The organism is Sphingomonas sp., assembly GCF_050725575.1.
In the GTDB taxonomy this organism is placed as follows: Bacteria; Pseudomonadota; Alphaproteobacteria; order Sphingomonadales; family Sphingomonadaceae; genus Sphingomonas.
The window spans coordinates 17092-32211 of the sequence record NZ_JBOHHW010000038.1 but is presented as its reverse complement, the minus strand read 5'-3'; the positions used below and the strand labels follow the sequence as shown (position 1 = coordinate 32211).

The 15120-nt window shown below is 61.7% G+C and carries 21 protein-coding genes; 10 read left to right on the top strand and 11 right to left on the bottom strand.

The annotated features are described in order from the left end of the window. Positions 1–262 precede the first annotated feature (262 nt). The 6 genes from ACRECS_RS20495 to ACRECS_RS20470 all read left to right on the top strand — a co-directional run bounded on the left by ACRECS_RS20495 (position 263) and on the right by ACRECS_RS20470 (position 4895). A complete protein-coding gene (locus tag ACRECS_RS20495; protein WP_431584809.1) occupies positions 263–556 on the top strand; it encodes a hypothetical protein in 294 nt (97 codons plus the stop codon). Next, positions 553–1065, top strand: coding sequence for an SAM-dependent methyltransferase (locus ACRECS_RS20490; RefSeq protein ID WP_431584808.1), 513 nt, complete (start codon positions 553–555; stop codon positions 1063–1065). The genes ACRECS_RS20495 and ACRECS_RS20490 overlap by 4 nt, the downstream gene beginning before the upstream one ends. After that, complete coding sequence (locus ACRECS_RS20485; protein WP_431584807.1) at positions 1062–1322, top strand: hypothetical protein; 261 nt, start codon at positions 1062–1064, stop codon at positions 1320–1322. Before ACRECS_RS20490 ends, ACRECS_RS20485 begins: the two co-directional genes overlap by 4 nt. A gap of 94 nt (positions 1323–1416) precedes the next feature. Continuing rightward, positions 1417–2712 (top strand): diaminopimelate decarboxylase, encoded by a 1296-nt coding sequence (gene lysA / locus ACRECS_RS20480; RefSeq protein ID WP_431584806.1) that lies wholly within the window; start codon positions 1417–1419, stop codon positions 2710–2712. Between the two features lie 159 nt (positions 2713–2871). After that, entirely contained in the window at positions 2872–3687 is an 816-nt protein-coding gene (locus ACRECS_RS20475; RefSeq protein WP_431584805.1) for a hypothetical protein, read from the top strand. Between the two features lie 149 nt (positions 3688–3836). Then, positions 3837–4895, top strand: coding sequence for an endonuclease/exonuclease/phosphatase family protein (locus tag ACRECS_RS20470; RefSeq protein ID WP_431584804.1), 1059 nt, complete (start codon positions 3837–3839; stop codon positions 4893–4895). Positions 4896–4932: 37 nt separating this feature from the next. On the opposite strand, the gene ACRECS_RS20465 is transcribed toward ACRECS_RS20470, so the two are convergent. Genes ACRECS_RS20465 through ACRECS_RS20455 form a run of 3 tightly spaced genes read right to left on the bottom strand, consistent with a single transcriptional unit; the run spans position 4933 to position 6550 of the window. After that, positions 4933–5394, bottom strand: coding sequence for a hypothetical protein (locus ACRECS_RS20465; RefSeq protein ID WP_431584803.1), 462 nt, complete (start codon positions 5392–5394; stop codon positions 4933–4935). Positions 5395–5397: 3 nt separating this feature from the next. After that, complete coding sequence (locus ACRECS_RS20460) at positions 5398–5793, bottom strand: hypothetical protein (protein ID WP_431584802.1); 396 nt, start codon at positions 5791–5793, stop codon at positions 5398–5400. Between the two features lie 4 nt (positions 5794–5797). After that, a complete protein-coding gene (locus ACRECS_RS20455; protein WP_431584801.1) occupies positions 5798–6550 on the bottom strand; it encodes an eCIS core domain-containing protein in 753 nt (250 codons plus the stop codon). Positions 6551–6767: 217 nt separating this feature from the next. On the opposite strand from ACRECS_RS20455, the gene ACRECS_RS20450 reads away from it, so the two are divergent. After that, positions 6768–7220, top strand: coding sequence for a hypothetical protein (locus ACRECS_RS20450; RefSeq protein WP_431584800.1), 453 nt, complete (start codon positions 6768–6770; stop codon positions 7218–7220). A gap of 43 nt (positions 7221–7263) precedes the next feature. Here the strand turns inward: ACRECS_RS20450 and ACRECS_RS20445 are convergent, their stop codons facing one another. From ACRECS_RS20445 to ACRECS_RS20425, 5 genes are all read right to left on the bottom strand, one after another. After that, positions 7264–7761, bottom strand: coding sequence for a hypothetical protein (locus tag ACRECS_RS20445; RefSeq protein ID WP_431584799.1), 498 nt, complete (start codon positions 7759–7761; stop codon positions 7264–7266). 187 nt (positions 7762–7948) lie between these two features. Further along, a complete protein-coding gene (locus tag ACRECS_RS20440) occupies positions 7949–8335 on the bottom strand; it encodes a VOC family protein (protein WP_431584798.1) in 387 nt (128 codons plus the stop codon). A gap of 42 nt (positions 8336–8377) precedes the next feature. Continuing rightward, positions 8378–8878, bottom strand: a complete 501-nt coding sequence (locus ACRECS_RS20435; RefSeq protein WP_431584797.1) for a hypothetical protein — start codon at positions 8876–8878, stop codon at positions 8378–8380. 147 nt (positions 8879–9025) lie between these two features. Beyond that, positions 9026–10501, bottom strand: a complete 1476-nt coding sequence (locus tag ACRECS_RS20430) for an MAC/perforin domain-containing protein (RefSeq protein WP_431584796.1) — start codon at positions 10499–10501, stop codon at positions 9026–9028. Positions 10502–10686: 185 nt separating this feature from the next. After that, positions 10687–11127: a DUF3592 domain-containing protein gene (locus ACRECS_RS20425; RefSeq protein ID WP_431584795.1), complete on the bottom strand. Its 441-nt coding sequence runs from the start codon at positions 11125–11127 to the stop codon at positions 10687–10689. Positions 11128–11756: 629 nt separating this feature from the next. On the opposite strand from ACRECS_RS20425, the gene ACRECS_RS20420 reads away from it, so the two are divergent. Continuing rightward, on the top strand, positions 11757–12155 hold the full coding sequence (locus tag ACRECS_RS20420; protein WP_431584794.1) for a hypothetical protein: 399 nt from the start codon (positions 11757–11759) through the stop codon (positions 12153–12155). 45 nt (positions 12156–12200) lie between these two features. Here the strand turns inward: ACRECS_RS20420 and ACRECS_RS20415 are convergent, their stop codons facing one another. Then, positions 12201–12698, bottom strand: coding sequence for an OmpA family protein (locus ACRECS_RS20415; RefSeq protein WP_431584793.1), 498 nt, complete (start codon positions 12696–12698; stop codon positions 12201–12203). A gap of 86 nt (positions 12699–12784) precedes the next feature. Continuing rightward, complete coding sequence (locus tag ACRECS_RS20410; RefSeq protein ID WP_431584792.1) at positions 12785–13330, bottom strand: hypothetical protein; 546 nt, start codon at positions 13328–13330, stop codon at positions 12785–12787. Between the two features lie 463 nt (positions 13331–13793). Here ACRECS_RS20410 and ACRECS_RS20405 point away from each other — a divergent pair, with 463 nt between their 5' ends. Next, the gene (locus ACRECS_RS20405; RefSeq protein ID WP_431584791.1) at positions 13794–14270 is read left to right on the top strand and encodes a vgr related protein; all 477 of its coding nucleotides are present in this window, start codon (positions 13794–13796) and stop codon (positions 14268–14270) included. A gap of 8 nt (positions 14271–14278) precedes the next feature. Continuing rightward, complete coding sequence (locus tag ACRECS_RS20400) at positions 14279–14509, top strand: hypothetical protein (RefSeq protein WP_431584790.1); 231 nt, start codon at positions 14279–14281, stop codon at positions 14507–14509. Positions 14510–14653: 144 nt separating this feature from the next. Here the strand turns inward: ACRECS_RS20400 and ACRECS_RS20395 are convergent, their stop codons facing one another. Then, on the bottom strand, positions 14654–14911 hold the full coding sequence (locus ACRECS_RS20395) for a hypothetical protein (RefSeq protein ID WP_431584789.1): 258 nt from the start codon (positions 14909–14911) through the stop codon (positions 14654–14656). Between the last annotated feature and the right edge of the window lie 209 nt (positions 14912–15120).

The window sequence follows — 15120 nt, the reverse complement described above, 5'->3', positions numbered from 1 at the left end:
GGAAGCGCAGCTGGCCGGCCGCCCCGATCGCGAAATCGCGGGCCGGCTTTATGCGACCTTTATGCCGGAAGGCGACAATCGCTGTGGAATCCTAATGCCGGGAAAACCTATTTCACGGCTCCCATGATCATCCGCCTTTCCCCGACCCGATAGAGGCCGTCAACGCGACGGCCTTCAGGATGCCGATGCCCGCGATCTCGTCGCGGCGCATGTCGGTCGCTGCGGGTCGGGGCGACGAATGATCCGTACAAGGAGCGTAGAAATGTTGTCGCCGACCGATTCGGAGCCTGACCCACGCCGACCCGTCCTTCAGGTAGGCCAGGATTCGGCGGGCCATTGGCTGGTTCAGGAAAGCGGTGGGCGGCTGGAAGGCCGCTTCATCTCGTTCATTGCGGCGATGCACTTCGCGCGACGCGAGCAATCGTCGTTCCCGGGCGCCAGCGTCGTGCTCGCCACGTCTCCGCTGGTGCCGATCGTGCCGTTTGCGCCAGTTCAGCCATGGGAGAGGGCCGCGCCGCATGGCGCGTCCGCGTCCTGCGCGAGGGCGGCGGCATGAACAACGTCGCCGAACACGCCATCCCGTGGCCAATCGCGGCTCGCCCGCGGGTCCGGCGCCGCGCCGCGACGCCGGCGAAGCGGCGCTTCCACTGCCGTGACGCGCGCTGGCCCGCAGTCGCCGCCGCCCTTGACGGGCTGCGCGCCGCCAGGCGGTGCAGCATCCGTATCGTCGATGCCGCGTGCGGCACCGGAGAGCTGTTGCTGTGCGCGGTGCGCCATGCCCGCGCGCTCGGCTTCACCGCGATCGAAGCGCGTGGTATCGACGCCGCGCCGGCGCTGGTCGATCGCGCACGCGCGGCGGCGGCCGGCGTCCGTGATCCGGGGATCGGCATAACGTTCGAGACGGCCGATCTGGTCGCCGCGCTCAGCGAAGAGACGGATCTGCCCGCCGACATTCTTGTGTGGCATGGCGGCAAGGGATGCGACGCGACCGTCGGGCGCGCGGTTGCCGCCGCCGGCAGGACGCTGATCGCCGATCCGGCGGACGCGGACGGCGTCCGGGCATGACCCGCCGTGATCTGATGTGGCGCGGTGGGGGTGCGGCGATCTTCGCCCTCGCCTGCGCAGCGGGGCTGGCGAAGGGGCCCGACGCCAGCGCCAGTATGGGGCTGCTCTGTTTCGCGCTGGCATTGTTCGGGGCTGTGCTGATGGTCCAGGGCAAGCGCGTGTCCGCCGCCCTGCGGATCGAGCGCGGTCGCCACCGCCGATTGCCGCAGGCCATTCACGAGCGCCGCTGCCGACGCTCGGGCGGCCCGGATCGCTGAAGCGCCGGCCCCGCTGACGCGTCGGCCCCAATTTCGGCCCCAACCTCGGCAATCGCCAAAACGAAACATCCCGATCCGCCATCCAGGACTCACCATGCTGTATTTCTCAAACCGTCACGGCGCCCTCCACGCCGAGGGCGTACCGCTGGCGACGATCGCCGCCCGGGTCGGCACGCCGGCCTATGTCTATTCCACCGCAGCGCTTCAGGCGTCGGCGCGTGCCTTCAGGGCGGGTCTGGCGCCTATTCCCCGCAAGCAACTGGCGTTCGCGGTCAAGGCCAATCCCAATCTGGCCGTGCTCCGGCTGCTCGCCGAAGAAGGCTATGGCGCCGATATCGTCTCGGGCGGGGAGCTGCTGCATGCGCTGGCGGCGGGCATGCCGGCCGCCGGCATCGTCTTTTCGGGAGTCGGCAAGACGCGGGCGGAACTCGCCGCGGCGCTCGATGCCGGTATCGGGCAGTTCAACCTCGAGCTGGAAGAGGAGGGCGTTGTGCTCGCCGCATTGGCGAGGGCGCGCGGGACACGGGCGCCGGCGGTGCTGCGCGTCAATCCGGATATCGATGCGGGCACGCACGCCAAGATTTCGACCGGGCGCCGGCAGAACAAGTTCGGCGTCGCGCTGGCGAATGCCGCCGCCATCTATGCGCGGCTGGCCATGCTCGACGGGCTCGAGCTGCGCGGCATTGCAATCCATATCGGCAGCCAGCTCGCCGATCTCGCCCCGCTGGAGGCGGCCTATGCCCGTGTCGGTGCGCTCGTCGCCGCGTTGCGCGCCGCCGGCCATCGGATCAGCCATGTCGATCTGGGCGGCGGGCTCGGCCTGGCCTATCGGCCGGGTGAGGTCTTTCCGACGCCGGCGGCCTATGGCGCGATGGTCGCGCGCGTGACGCATGATTGGGACGTGACGCTGATGTTCGAACCGGGGCGGTTCATCGCCGCCGATGCCGGCGTGCTGCTGACCGAGATATTATGGGTCAAGCCCGGGGCGGTCCATCCCTATGTCATCGTCGATGCGGCGATGAACGACCTTGCCAGGCCCGCGCTGTACGATGCGTTCCACGATTTCGCCGCGGTCCGCCCGACCGGTGCACGCATGACCGCCAATATTGCCGGTCCGGTGTGCGAGAGCGGCGATACCTTTGCGATGGGACGCGAGATCGACGCTGTCCGCGCCGGTGACCTGGCGATATTCCGCACCGCGGGCGCCTATGGCGCGACCATGGCATCGACCTATAATTGCCGCGCGTTGGTGCCCGAGGTGCTGGTCGACGGCGATCGCTTCGCGATCGTGGCGGACCGCGTCACGCCGGCAGCGAAGCTCGCGAGCCAGCATTTGCCGTCATGGATGAACTCGGTCGAGCCGGCGGCGAGCCCGCGCCGCGCGGCCTGAGGCGGGTCTGTCAGGTGCGCAATTCGTGCCGGGTCAGCGTGACAAGAGCGACGTCATAAGCGCGCATGTGGGTCGTGCAGTGACGGTGGCGCATGCGCTCTTGCGATGGATTCGCCTGGCGATGTCTGGCAGCCTTCTGAAAATTGGGGGGCAGGGCGCATGGGAAAGATCTGGAAATCGATACGCGCGGGCGTCGATGCTTATAAGAATTGGGCCTATCTGCTGGGTTTGCTGATGGCCACGATATCGATCGTGAACTTGCTGGTGAACATCGTCAGCTTCGAGCCGGTCTGGTTCATCAAGGCAGTACTCGCTGCCTATCATGAGGTCATCAGTGACCCGATCCGCAATATCCTGAGGCTTTTTGGCGTGTCCGTGCCGCTTTGGGCGATCGATGCGGCTGTCCTCTATGTCGCGGTTGGGACCTCGGTCGCCCGGACCCAGCGAGACTATTTCAAATATCATCGTTTTCAGTCGCAGAGTCAGACGTCGGCCGGTTGGCGGCTCTTCGGGTTTAAGGCGCCGCGGCAAACCTGGCGTGCTTTCAAGATCCTCATTACGCGAAACGCGAAGTTGGCGTGGCAAAATCCCACGCCACGCATCACCCTGTTGGTGCGCATCAGCCTGTTCTATGCTTTCTTGCCGAACATCGGCCGCCTGCTCTTCGATATCCTGCTTTGGCCAGCCTCAATCGCATTGCTTTTCGACGCGCCGTATCTGGTGACCATCGATAATGGGCAGAACCCAGAGGACAATGGTGCCGCCCAGTGGAGCATCGCGTCCTTCAAGGAAGCGCAGGTCCCCAATCAATGGTCCTGGATCCGCGTCGATTTCCTCCACGATTACCGGTTCTTCCTGCTGGGTCAGCTCATCGGCGTCCTGTTGGCGACCGCGTTCGTGATGGGCGCGAACTCCGCGGTCGTGAAGCTGAGTGGACCGGTGGCGGAAGAAAAAGGAGAGGTGAATTACTGTTGAATTACGGTGTCGAGAATGATGGGGGTGGGGCGTAGCGCCTGCAGAAAGTAATTCTGCACTGTCATCAATCTTTCTCGCACCCGCAACATTGCTGACTCGGTTCTCGTCTATGCGCCTGCTCAGCCAGCAGCGTTTACGGGGGAACGACGTTGAAGCTCGGATCGGGATTGAAGCGGCTCGCGATTACCGTCGCGATGCTTGGCGGCGCCTCGGGCGCGAACCAGGGTGCGGCGGTGCGCGCCGTCCCGGCGGAGGCGGCCTTTGCCGCTGTCACGCCCTGGGACGGCACGCTGTCGGTGCTCACCTATAATGTGAAGGGGCTGCCCTGGCCGATCGCGTCGGACCGGCCCGCCGACCTTGCCGAGATCGGCCGGCGCCTGCACGAGATGCGCCGACGCGGTACCGGTCCGCAGGTCGTGGTGCTGCAGGAAGCCTTTACCGACGAGGCGCGCGCGATCGGACTCAGTGCTGGCTATCGCCACATCGTCAGCGGCCCGGCCGCCGGCGAGGCCAGTGACGCGGCGATGACCGAGGCTGACCGCCGCTTCGCCGGCGATGCACGCTGGTGGCTCGGCGAGACGTTCGGCTCGTTCGTCAGCAGCGGCCTGCAGGTCTTGTCCGACCATCCGGTGATCCGAGTCCGCCGCCTGGTCTATCCCCGCTTCGCCTGTGCGGGGTCGGATTGCCTGGCGAACAAGGGGGCGCTGCTGGTGACGTTGCGCCTGCCCGACGGGTCGCTGGTCGATGTGCTGACCACGCACCTCAACAGCCGGCACAGTTCGGGCGCGCCCGATGCGCGCTCGCTCCAGGCCTATCGCCGCCAGGCCGAGTTCCTGTCGGCCTTTATCAACCAGTGGCACGACCCGGCGGTCCCGCTGGTCGCGGCGGGCGACTATAATGTCGGCACCGCGCCGGCGCGCGGACAGGCGCTGATCGCCCAGGTCGCGGGCTGGCGCGGTGCGGCGAAGTTCCGCGACGCGCTGCGTCAGGTGGCGGGGCGGCAGACGGAGCGCGGCACGCCGATTCCAGCATCGGTCAGCGCAGTGATGCACCACAATGCCGACTGGACGCTGTTCGCCCCCGGTACCAACGCGCCGCTCTGCCCGGTTGCGATCCGTATCCCCTTCGGCCCTGACGCCAAGGGCCGGGCCTTATCCGACCATATCGGCTTCACGGCCGTGTTCCGGCTGGCCGGCGCGCGCTGCTGAGCGTTTTCGAGCGCAATTCGTGCATTGTCAGCAATATTCAGCGAGGATCTTCATATTGTTTGAGGACTTCTACCGGCGCGAAGGGAGCCGGCCATAGGATAATGCGATATTGATCGTCACGGTCCAACCCATCGTCACTCAGGGTATTCAGCCCTCCGAAATAGGCTCTCGCGCGGTAAGCTCCGGGCAAGACTGACAGGACGTCGATCGATTCGCCCGTGCATTCGTGGATTTCCAGTCGACCGGAGGGCAGGTCGATGCTCGCTTCCGCGACATGATCCCATCTATCGAACGCGAGAGTTGGAGAGGCCTCGGCCACCTCAACCTCCACGGGAACGGTCATATTACGCGCGGGTTGGATTACGATTACGAATGGGGCGACCTTAATCCGACGGTTAATGTCTTCATCCGTGTAATCAGTTGGAGCATGAGGCTGCTCGCCCTCATCCCGAAGGTAGAACTGAAAATAGTCGGCGAAGATTTCGTAGCGCTTGTTCACCGCCTAACTCTCCGGCGCGTCCCGCACGATCGAGCCGTCGGTGCCCGGTTGGAAGAAGCTGATCCCGGTGCCGCCGGGACGGCCGACCGCGACGAGATAGAGCTGGCCATCGGCAAGCGGCTTCAGCGCTCCGCGCTGGACGAAGCCGGCCGGCACCTTGGCATATTGGAACCGGCTGACACAGATTGCCGTATCGGCTGAATCAATCAGCCAGACCGGGGTCTTGCGGTCGCTCGCCGCATAGACCGTCACTCGATTGATGCAGGGCGGCTGCGTCGCGGGGACCGAGAATTCGACCACGCCCCGGCTCGACGTCACCGCGACCGTGATGTCGAGCTGACACCCGGCGAGCGGCGCGGCGGCGCAGAGCAGGACTGCGGCAAGGCTGGCGCGGGTCATCGCGTCATTGCCCGAGGATTCCGGTCCCGCGCAGCTTGGTGCGGAGTTCCTGGATCAGCGCCGGGGTCTGGCTTCCCGGCGGCAGCGCCATTTGCCGGCCGTAGTCGCCGACCATCGCCGCCTGGCCTTCCAGCATCTCGTCGTCATAGTTCAGCTTGCGCGAGCCATAATCGTACATCTTGCCGGCGTCATAACCGCTCTGGTGGAATTCGCGGGCATAGCGCGTGCCGAACGCGGTGAAGCCCAGCCGTGTATATTGAATGACATGGGTATATTCGTGGAGCAGCATCTCCACCCCTTCCGGATTGCTCGTCAGGTCGCTGCCGCCGCGTGCGCGATAGGCGTCCGGCTTGATATAGATTGTGTTGCCGATGGTGATCGCGGGGTTGCCGTTGCGAAACGCGGCGGCCGCCGCCGGCTGACGGCCCGCGCCGGGCACGATGCGGACCTGACCGGGCGACACCGGCTGTGCGCCGAACGCCTGGGTGATCAGCGCGATCTCATTCGGCACGAGCGGGCGGGCCGAGGGGCCGCGGCCGGCATCGGCGACGGCGTTCGCGGCGCCGTGCGGCATCCGGCCGAGGACCGAGGTCACATAATCGATCGTGTCAGACACATCCCGCACCTTGCGGCGGACGGCGCGGACGGCCGCCTGCTGCACCTCGGCAATCGCGCGATCGAGCGCGCGCGCTGCCGCGCGGCTCAGATAGCGGCGGATCTCGTCAAATGGATCGGGGAAACCAGGGGTCATCGCCATTCTCCCTTCATTATCGCGAGGTTAGCGCGCCGTGTTGGAGATTGGAACCCCAGGCGGATTCGCGCGGCAACGGGCGGTGGGGATGGGATAACCCCTTAACGATACGGTGCGATAATCAATCTATTGCGCATATCGTCGAAATCTCTCGTGGCCTGACGCAAGACGAAAGCCGATGATCTGTGGATGCCTGCGGCTCAATTCTCCACGGCCGGTAAAGATGAGCGAAAGGGTGGTAATGGACTGGTCTGATTCTGACCCAATTTTCTATCTCTATCATGCAAGTTTCAGGCTGCTGGAGCTGGATTTAAAGCTGAATGATAGAATGAGATCGCTGATGCAGGACGATCATTTCGCACAATTTTTATCGGACGTACTGACCAGCTCTGTGGGGAATTTATGTACCCTTGATGGAACGGTCTTGCTGGACGGTGTGGGTGATCATCTGAGAGGCCTGGTTGTGGACCTTCGTGGCAAGGGGGAGACATTTCATCAGTTCGCCGGAGGAATTGTCGACTACCCTATAAAATGTGATGCGAAGCAAATCAGAGAAGAGCTCGCGGCGGTGGGCTGGCGCGCGCCGACAGGGATGGAACTCATTAAACTGTCGGAGCGGAACGAATTATCACGGAATCCCGAGGTGAGCAGAGAAATTGGATCCTGGCTTAAGTAAGCTGTCGCCGAAATAAATTACAGTTTACGAAGGCAATCGTCGATCACACCCCGTTGATCCAGATATAGAGTGTGCGTGCCGACGGATTGTCCAAAATATCGTCATAGCATGAATAGAATTTATCTTTGGGTTCGATATTGATGATGCCTGGCTCGGATACAGCGTTTTCGATACTGATATAGTCATAGACGGAAATAGATCTGTCTTTATTTCGCTTGTAGACCGCAGAGCGAGCGCGCAATCGTTTTTTTTGCCCAGGCCGGATATCCCCGGCCATTTCGAGATATGACTGATAATTCTGTTCACCCGGGGCGGCGCCATAAGTCTTTCCGGGCTCGTTGTCGTAATATACGAAGAGATTTCTGTCGGCGTCCATTCTGATGTCGCCATTGGTCACGATCTTGGCCGGATATGGAAGCTTGTCGGCGGTATGAGCTGTGCAGCCCATCAGAAAGACCGACACCAAAATCGGCAATTGAACAGCACGCGCAACGCTGCCTGGGCGGGAGCGGTACGAGGCGCGGTGAGGGATATCTGCCATTGGTCCAATATTCCCCTGGTGACGGCTGGCCGGTGGGAACCGGTCCGGTATGGGCGGAACTATGGTACCGGTTTATCGTATTCCCGAACTGCGGTGAAAATACGGTGCTTGTGCATTCATTGGCTGGGCGCACCTGCGGTGTCCACCGCGCTCGAATTTTAATGCACTGTCACGGCACTACCGGCCGTCATTCCGGGGTGTGGCAGACCGCCTCGACATTGATGCCGTCGGGATCGAGGACAAAGGCGCCATAATAGGTCGGATGATAATGCGTGCGGAGCCCCGGCGGGCCATTGTCGCGTCCGCCCGCGGCCAGCGCCGCGTGATAAAAGGCGTCGACCTCGGCGCGCGAGGTGGCGGCGAGGGCGATATGGATGCCCTCGCCAAGCGGGCCGTTATTGCCCAGCCAGAATGTCGGCTTGCCGTTCCGGCCATAGCCGATGCCGTGATACCCGCCCGATTGCTCGGGCGTGACTTCCATCACCGGGGTGATGCCCATCGCGGCCAGGGCGGCATTGTAGAAGCGCCGGGAGGTCTCGAAATCGGCGGCCCTGATTCCCAGGTGATCGATCACGGCGCATGCTCCTCCGAACAGTGATTCTATTCCGAGCGGCCCTCAGATCGGCGGATCGGGCCAGCCCATCACCTGGGACCGGGCGCGTACGTCGTCGAACGAGCGACCGTCAAGCGTCGAATCGACCAGTTCAATGTATCGATTCCGCACGCCCTTGAAAGAGCCGGCGACGGACAATTGAGCTTTAGCCTCACCAGCTATTTGATCGACCATGACCTTCGCAATGCCGAACTTCGCCGGCGCATTCTTGTCGCTGCAACCGACATTGACACTGGTCCGCGCCGACCCTTTCGGCGTCAGATAGGCGGTGCATTCATGGTAGGAATGAGCGTAGTCGGTGACCCATGTGACCGACTTTCCCGGCGTGCCGTAAATGCCCTCACGCACCCCTTCTACCTTGATCACGGACGGTGTGCCGTGCCTGAGCTCGATGAGTTTGGCATAGACCTGATCCGGCGACATATCATAGACGTTCGCGTCCGCGCAGCCAGCAAGCAGCGGTCCGAGCAACGTAATGGCTATAACGGCGGTTCGTACGTCCACGCCTCGAATCCTCAGCATCAGGGCAAATCGGGAGTAGCCGCGAAGGTTTGACGCCCCGTAAACGAGCCCGAGCGCCGTCGATAAAACAAACCGCCGCCCGGTTTCCCGAGCGGCGGCCGGCTCTCCCCCAAGGATTAGCGTTGTGGTTCAGCCTGTCGGCGGGATCAGGGAGACGGTGATGTAATTCGCCGGATAGGCCGGCCATGCCGCGGTGCAGGTGCGGGTTGAGGACTGGTTGAGCGACTGCTGTACAATGGACAGATCCTCTTGCTGGGTCGCCGCCGGGGCATAGGGATTCTGATAGTGCATCCGCGCCCCGATGAAGGGGACGCCGTTGGCATCGCGGTCATAGGTGTAGAGCAGGACGAGGATCTGGTCGCCTTCGTCGTTGCCCTGCTCCCGATAGTGAACGAACCCGCCCAGATTCTGCTCGCCGCCGCCCGGGAGGGCCAGCTTGGTGAAGGTGCGGGTCACATTGTTGAACGCCCAGTCGAGCGCATAGGTGACCTGGATCTCGCCATAGCCGCTGGCGATCCGGTCGATCTGCGATTTGAGAGTCGCGGCCTTGATGAAGCTTCCCGTGCCGGTGCTGGCATAGGCGCGGACGCCGTCGAGCGTCAGCCGGGCGATGTCATTGCGCGCGCTATCGGCCTGGTCGCCGAGCTGCGTCAGCACCGGGCCATAGGCCGGGATGATCGCAGGCGAATTCTGCAGGCTGGCGGCGGTGCCCGCGGCATAGGTCAGCGCGGCATATTCGGACGAGAGCCCCAGCAGGGCATGTTCTTCGGTGGTGAGGCCGATCGCGCTGACATCGCCGTTCAGCGTATTGGTGATATCGGCGAATTCGTTCCAGCTCACGCAGATCAGCGCGATCGGCGCGCCGTCAATGCCGGGCAGCGGACCGTTCGCGCTCGGCGAAAAGGACCTGACCGCGTTCTGCATCCCGTCAATGTCGAGCGCCGTGAACGAGATCGGCGTGGAACCGACGACACTGGTATCCTGTGATGAGGTATAGTGGATATTGCTGCTCTGTAGATCCTGCTCGAAGCTGGCCGAGACCGATCCATGCACCCCGAAGCCGGAGACCGAACCGCTGATCGACGCCTTGAGCTGTTCCTTGTCGCTGATCGATTGCGTCTCGATCCGCGAATAGCCCGAGAAGGAGCCGCCATAAGCGATACCGACGATGCAGTGCGTGCCGTATTTGGCGAGGAAAGCGTCGACGCCCTGGGTCCTGAGCATATCCAGTGCATCGGGCGCGATCGTCGCCCTGGTCCAGTCGGCCATGCGGTCCTTGGTGCGCACGACACGATTCCAGGTCAGGGTGACCGAGGTGTCGCTATTGGCCTGTTCGCGCAGATAGGACACCGAGGCCGATGCCGACCAGCTGACGCCCGAAGCGCTCACACTGGCGACTGCGCTCATCAGCCTCGAATAGCTGGCGCTGTCCTGCACCACCAGCGCAGTGGTGTGATCGCCGCTGTCCGACGGGACCGAGATGGTCGGCGCCGGAAGATTCAACACGCAGCCGACAGCGATGCGTTCGCCGGTTAGCTGATTGACGCCATGACCGAACAGCGCGCCGTCCGGCGCATCGATCGGTGCAACCATAATCATCGTCATGATGCCGCCCTCCCCAGGGTGATGTCGGATGTTGAGCGCATTTCGTACTGCAGGGGAGGCGGGGCGTCTGTCGCTACAAATAGCGACAGGAGCGAAATGACGTTACGGAAAGCTTGTGACTCATTAAGGGGCGGTTGATCATGTCACCGAAGCCCGGGCCAGTTCCGTGATTGGATGTTGCGCAATCACATTCGAGAACGTCGTGTCGCATGGGACGCCGCGGCAACCAGAAAAATCAGCGCCGTGAAGATTCCGAGCCCGAAATATACAAAAGGCGTGGCAAAACCGGACGTCCAAAATCGTTCGCCTTGGGCCACTGAGCGACGGGGATCAGCAGGATTGATGCGAATTGAAATATCTGCCCCGACGGGATGTTGCCGCATCAGCACGCATCCGGTCGTATCGCCTTCGTAGCTTCGATTTTTCCACGAATAGCGATATTGTACCGTACAAATGCCTCTGGTGTGTCGATCGTCCGAACGATAGACATACGCTGCCAAATTGGTCCCGTGATCAAAAATGGCCGTGCGGCGATCGAAATCACGAATGCCGATCGATAAAGATACGAGTATAAATAAAAGAAGAATGCTCGACTTCCATTTATGGACACGGAAAAATTCCATCATGCCTCTTAGTCTCTTGCGTCTCCAACTCTTCCTGCCATGGCGGCGATCATTAAATCTTCGGTAGAGCGGGCGCAGAGCAAACCACTTGACTGCGATAGTGCAAGTCAGGCTTGCAAGCAAAAACAGTATCGACCCGATAATCACAAATGGTAATAACGGCAAGCCGCTTGCCATGCGCCAATATGTCGCTGCGAAGAGAGCCAATCCTATTGATAAGCTTATTAATTTCGCTATCGAGGAACACGTTTTTATCCTGCTTCTGGTTTGACGGTATTCAACTTCAGATATTGGGATGGAAATGCTACTGCGCGGCGGGGAAAATGAATATGATCCGCCATCTTGCCGGATAAACCGCGATATGGCCTTCTCAAGCGGATCAGATATGTAGGCCATGCATGTCCCCGACCCGGCGCGCTTCAAGGAGTGGCTGGTGAAGCACAAGCGGGTGGAAAAGCCAGCATGAAATTTCCGGGATCGGGACGAAGGTCGACGAAAGGCGGAGACTTGCGACCGTTGCTGTGATTGGGTTTGGACCCTAGTCTCGAGCCCTCCGCAGAGAATGAAGGGGGCGACCCAGCAAATCTGATCAACGCATATCGTGCCGGTGAATAGTTGGAAGCGGGGGCAATGTGGAACGTCCGAAAGCGATCATCTGGTTCGAGCGCTTTTATCTTGGCGCATTTGCAATCAGGCTGCTGCTGTCGATCGTAAACTGGGACAAGGCAAATAGCGCGGCAACGCAGATCGGAACGACGGTAGCGCTGCTGCTCTGGTTCGGTGTCATGTATCGCCATTCGAATATATCCAGATGGCTCATCATTATATTTGCCGTCACAGGCGCGATCTGGACATGCGTCAGTGCTGCATCCAGTGGCTATGGCTGGCCCACCGGCATTCCGATGTTCGTGGCAGTGATACTGAATCTTGCTGCCGCGCTGCAGTTGATTCACGAGAAGGTTGAACCCTGGTTCGGGGTTCGAGGAGCCGACGATGATCCAGGGGGCTTCAAGGAGCGTCAGGGAAGCTGACGAAGCATCATCCGGCGGGGAAGCCAGAGTAAACCCAGGGTCTTTTTAACGCGGAATATAGATCATTACCCGCCGGTTGAGCGCGCGGCCCTTGGGATTGTCGACGCCGCTTGCACCCTCGTTGGGTGCGATCGGGTCGGCCTCGCCGCGCCCTTCAGGCTTGAGCCGTACTGCCGCCACGCCGTTGGCGGCGAGCCAGTCGCCGACCGCGCGCGCACGGCGGTCGGACAGCCTGATATTATAGTCGACATCACCCTTGCTGTCGGTATGGCCGACGATGCGGATATCGCCACGCGCGCTGTGCGCGATCAGGTCGGCGGTCCGTTTCAGCGGCGATCGCGCCGCCGCCGTCAGATCGGCGGAATCGAACGCGAACAATATATCGGCGGGCAATTCGACGATCGTCTGAAGACCGCTTACCGTCACTTTGAAATCGCTGATCGTCCCGCTGAGCGGGCTGACTTCACCGCGAAGGTTTGTGGCGTTTCGGGCGGGCGGCGCGGTCGTCGCGCGTGGCGCGCCGTCTTGTATGGGGTCTTGCATAGGTTGCGCCGTGGGGGTCGGCGCGGGCTGGCGAGCAGGCGAGCACGCAGCGAGCAAAATCAGTCCGATCAGCGCAGGCCTGTGCATCAGCGCGTTACCGGCACGCCGTCGAAGGGGCCGACTCCCGGCAGGTTGATTGACACCGTCTTGCTCGTCGCAGGGGGCGCGGGGAATTTGAACCAGTAGACCTCGGGCTGGCCTTTGCTCATATAAGCGACGACCCGGGCGCCCTGCCGAGGCGAAGCCATCCATTTCCCGCCGCCGTCCTGAAGCACGCTATAGCGTTGCGACGTGGTATCATCGACCACGCTAACGTCGTTGAGATCGAGCCCAACCGTCGCACTTGTCGGATGGCTGGCGGCGAACTGCACCGTCAGCACGTCACCCGTCACCGCGACACGGGTGAGGTCGAACCGTGATCCGCTTGGTCCCGGCTGGGTCTGAATGACTGTCGCGGGCTGATAGGGCGCGGGGGTCGCGGGCGGTGGCGCCTCGCGCGTAACGCCAAGAGGCGCTTCGGCCGAAGTCGTATCGTTCGAAACAGTCTGGTCGTTCGAGACGGTTTTGGCGCCAGGCCCGCAGGCGGCCAGCATCGCGATAGGAACAAGCAGGGCGTGGGCGAAGGGACGCATCGTCAAGGCCTCTCGAACGTTCAAAGTGGCGCTTCAACGCTTCAATGGTGTTTCGTTTCCCTGACGATCCGAACGTGGAACGTCCTGGGCACGCGCAACGCCCCTTACTTCCAGGTGAAGAATATGCGGAGTTGCTGCACAGGTCACTAAAATCGGGACTCCATGCCGGTTGGCAGGAATATCGTTCATCCTGTTGACGAATATAGTTTTTCATGAAAATATCGGCATATGGTATATGGGCGCTATGTATTCACTGCTCTTGCGGCGAGTATCTACTGGTTCGTTGTGGCCTGGTTGTCGTTCAGGATTTGCGGCATCGACCCCATCGACGCCGCGAGAGGAGAGGGATCTTTGCAGCAGCGCGCCATCGCACTGGCCGTAATTATGGTTAGCGTAATGGTTTTTGCCGCATTGAATTGGCAAGCGGGTTTGCGCCGAATAACCACTCGGGTGCAGTAGCGGCATGGCCGACATCGTCCGCTTGCTCACCCCGGGGGAAGAGCGCGAGGCGCGTTGGATGTTCGGCAATGCCCTAAACACCGGCATCACGAGAATACATTGCGGTAAATATGCCTTCTGGCAACCCGACGATACGGCCATGGCACCCGATGGCGAAGTCTATTTCCCGACACCGATCTACCATGCCGATTTTTCAATCAGTGCCGCCCGAATGTGGTTGTTGATCCACGAGCTTACTCACGTCTGGCAGGTTCAATCCGGCATTTGGCTGAAGTTTCGCCGATTGTTGCTGGAGGGCGGCGTGTATCAATATGGCCGCCTGTCACCGGCCAAGGATTTGGGCAAATACACCGTCGAGCAGCAAGCTTCGATCGTTGCGGATTGGTATCGCCTTCGCCATGGGCTTGGCGCGATCGAGGGCAGTGGCGCGTTGGCCGATTATGAAACCGTCATCCGTCGAGCTATCCCGGCCGCGAGATGAGGCTTGCCATGGTCCTTCACGTCGTCAAGGCCGCGCTCAGCGCCGTCTATTGGTACGGCTGCCTGTATGTCGCCACGGGAATGTTCTTCGGCGACCGGATTGTCGATGGCAGGATCGCTCCGCCGCAATGGGTCATACCCCCCTGGCTGTTCGCGCTAATGGCGATCCTAGTATATGCCGGGCTCTCAATCACCTGGGATCGCCTGCTCCTTCGCCGCGATGGTAACCGCCCGCATTGATTGCGGATTCAGCTGTCATTTCCGTTTCGATGACATGAGCAATAGCCCCTCGACCATGCAGTGCGATGATCAAGGGGCATTGGGCGTATCACTGAAATTATCTCACCGCCGCCATGATAAGGCTGAGATGAAAGTCGGTCCCGCTTAGCTCTCCACCACCCTGAACCCCCTCAATGCCCATTGCCGCGCCGACAGGCACGTTCGGCGCTCAAGCCTGGCGTTGATTACCGCCTCGCCTTTGGCATGTGGCGTCAGGCAGATGGCGCGCGGGCCCGACACATTGCTCTGGGTCGAGACGATGACGCGCGTCATGCTCGGAGTGGGACGCGCGACGGCGGGGAGGGCGGCGCTTGCGGCGGCGATGGTGGCGACACATGCGAGCGATTGGCGGGCGGTGACCATGGGTTTCTCCTGTTGCGAAGACAGGCCGCAATCGGCCCGCATCGCGGCAACAGGTGCATTAGTCGTGCCATACAGCCGAAGCGTGTGATTTCAATGCTTTACGTATCCACTGCCAATCAGATGCATGTTGGATCACGCCAACAGGTCGCCAATTCCACCAGCTTTTGGTGGTTGCCATGGCGTGGCTCAGTTCGGATTTCGGCCGCCGC